Below are 2,750 nucleotides of genomic sequence, written 5' to 3'. Positions count from 1 at the left end.
GCAACTACCTACTCTCCCGGCGTAATGCGAGTACCATCGGCCATGGGGGACTTAACTTCTCTGTTCGGAATGGGAAGAGGTGAACACCCCCGGCAAAATCACCATAAGACATTACTAGTTGCAGGTTACTAGTTTCAAGTTGCTAGTTTTTACACTGACATCTATCATCTATCATCTGTCAACTTTAATAAGGTGACATATCGGGAAGTTATCTTAATACAAGAAATAAAAAATAAAGCTTACGGGCAATTAGTACTACTCGGCTTTGTTGTTACCAACTTTACACCTATAGCCTATCAACGTCATAGTCTTTGACAGCCCTTAAAAGTAAACTCATCTTGTGGAAGGTTTCACGCTTAGATGCTTTCAGCGTTTATCCTTGCCGTACATAGCTACTCTGCATTACACCTGGCGGCATAACAGATACACCAGCGGTACGTACATCCCGGTCCTCTCGTACTAAGGACATGTCCACTCAATTTACTAACGCCCACCACAGATAGAGACCGAACTGTCTTGCGACGTTCTGAACCCAGTTCACGTGCCACTTTAATCGGCGAACAGCCGAACCCTTGGGACCTTCTCCAGCCCCAGGATGTGACGAACCGACATCGAGGTGCCAAACCTTACCGTCGATATGAGCTCTTGGGTAAGATCAGCCTGTTATCCCCGGAGTACCTTTTATCCTTTGAGCGATGACCCTTCCATGCAGAATCACCGGATCACTTTAGCCCGCTTTCGCGCCTGCTCGACGCGTTTGTCTCACAGTCAAGCACCCTTTTACTAATGCGCTCTGCGTACGATTACCAACCGTACTGAGGGTACCTTTGCAAGCCTCCGTTACTTTTTAGGAGGCGACCACCCCAGTCAAACTACCCACCATGCAATGTCTCCTTATTCAGGATTAGGTTCTAAGCAACAAAAGGTTGGTATTTCAACGTTGACTCCATAATGCCTGGCGACACTACTTCACAGTCTCCCAACTATCCTACACATTTGTTGCTCAAAATCAATGCAAAGTTGTAGTGAAGGTTCACGGGGTCTTTTCGTCCCGTGGCGGGTAACCGGCATCTTCACCGATACTACAATTTCACCGGGCTCGCGGAGGAGACAGTGTACAACTCATTAGACCATTCGTGCAGGTCGGAACTTACCCGACAAGGAATTTCGCTACCTTAGGACCGTTATAGTTACGGCCGCCGTTTACTGGGGCTTCAGTCAGAAGCTTTGGATTGCTCCGAACATCCTTCCTTAACCTTCCAGCACCGGGCAGGTATCAGGCTCTATACGTCATCTTACGATTTTGCAGGGCCCTGTGTTTTTGTTAAACAGTTGGTTGTACCATTTTACTGTGACCGTATCGCTACGGTACGCTTTATCCCGAAGTTACAGCGTTAATTTGCCTAGTTCCTTCTCCGCGGCTCACCCGAGCGCCTTAGAATACTCATCCCATCTACCTGTGTCGGTTTACGGTACTGGCTGCTATGCTCGCTTTTCTTGGAAGGGCTTTTATTGTTTCGCTTCAGCCGAAGCCTCCACTCAGCGTACTATTCCGTAAGTACGCAACAACCACGGCCCTCCGTCACTTTTATTGCATAGTAGGTGCAGGAATATTAACCTGCTTTCCATCAACTGCCCCTTTCGGGTTTGCCTAAGGACCAGACTAACCCTGATCCGATTAACGTTGATCAGGAAACCTTAGATTTTCGGCGATGAAGTTTTTCACTTCATTTATCGTTACTTATACCTACATTTTCTTTTGAAAACGCTCCAGCATTGGTCGCCCAACACCTTCAACGCAGTTTTCAATGCTCCCCTACCACTCCAATAAATTGGAATTTAGATCTTCGGTTCGTAGTTTGATGCCCGATTATTTTCCGTGCAGGGCCTCTCGACCAGTGAGCTGTTACGCACTCTTTAAATGAATTGCTGCTTCCAAGCAAACATCCTGGCTGTTATAGAAACCCCACCTCGTTTGATCAACTTAACTACGTATTAGGGACCTTAGATGCTAATCTGGGTTATTTCCCTCTCGGCCATGGACCTTAGCGCCCACAGCCTCACTGCCGCAGATATTTATTAGCATTCGGAGTTTGTCAGGGTTTGGTAGGCGGTGAAGCCCCCTAGCCCAATCAGTAGCTCTACCTCTAATAAACTTCTATATGCGACGCTGTTCCTAAAAACATTTCGGGGAGAACGAGCTATCTCTCAGTTTGATTGGCCTTTCACCCCTATCCACAGGTCATCTCAAGACTTTTCAACGTCAACGAGTTCGGTCCTCCAGTGTGTGTTACCACACCTTCAACCTGCCCATGGATAGATCACAAAGTTTCGCGTCTGCCCCCACTGACTAATCGCCCTATTTGGACTCGCTTTCGCTTCGGCTCCGTTAAATAAGAACTTAACCTCGCCAGTGAGGAGCAACTCGTAGGTTCATTATGCAAAAGGCACGCCGTCACTCATATTCCAGAGCTCCGACCGCTTGTAGGCGTACGGTTTCAGGTACTATTTCACTCCCCTGTTCGGGGTACTTTTCACCTTTCCCTTACGGTACTGGTTCACTATCGGTGTCTGAGGAGTATTTAGCCTTACCAGATGGTGCTGGCAGATTCAAGCAGGATTCCTCCGGTCCCGCCCTACTCAGGGTATCGCTCGTCCATCTCAATTTGCACCTACAGGGCTTTCACCTGCTATGGCTTACCTTTCCAGGTAATTCAGTTTGATGAGATCTTCTAAAGGCGACCCTACAA

2 rRNA genes (1 of these 2 cut by a window edge) are annotated in these 2,750 nt (G+C 47.7%); both read right to left on the bottom strand.

The window, feature by feature from the left end:
• Positions 1-106, bottom strand: a 5S ribosomal RNA gene (gene rrf / locus ACFOW1_RS16965); the annotation flags it as partial.
• 123 nt (positions 107-229) lie between these two features.
• A 23S ribosomal RNA gene (locus tag ACFOW1_RS16960) occupies positions 230-2,750 on the bottom strand (it continues 280 nt past the right edge of the window).

The sequence above is a fragment of the Parasediminibacterium paludis genome (assembly GCF_042651445.1).
Lineage (GTDB): Bacteria > Bacteroidota > Bacteroidia > Chitinophagales > Chitinophagaceae > Parasediminibacterium > Parasediminibacterium paludis.
Note: the sequence above shows the minus strand (reverse complement) of the source record. Positions and strands in the feature narration are given on the sequence as shown.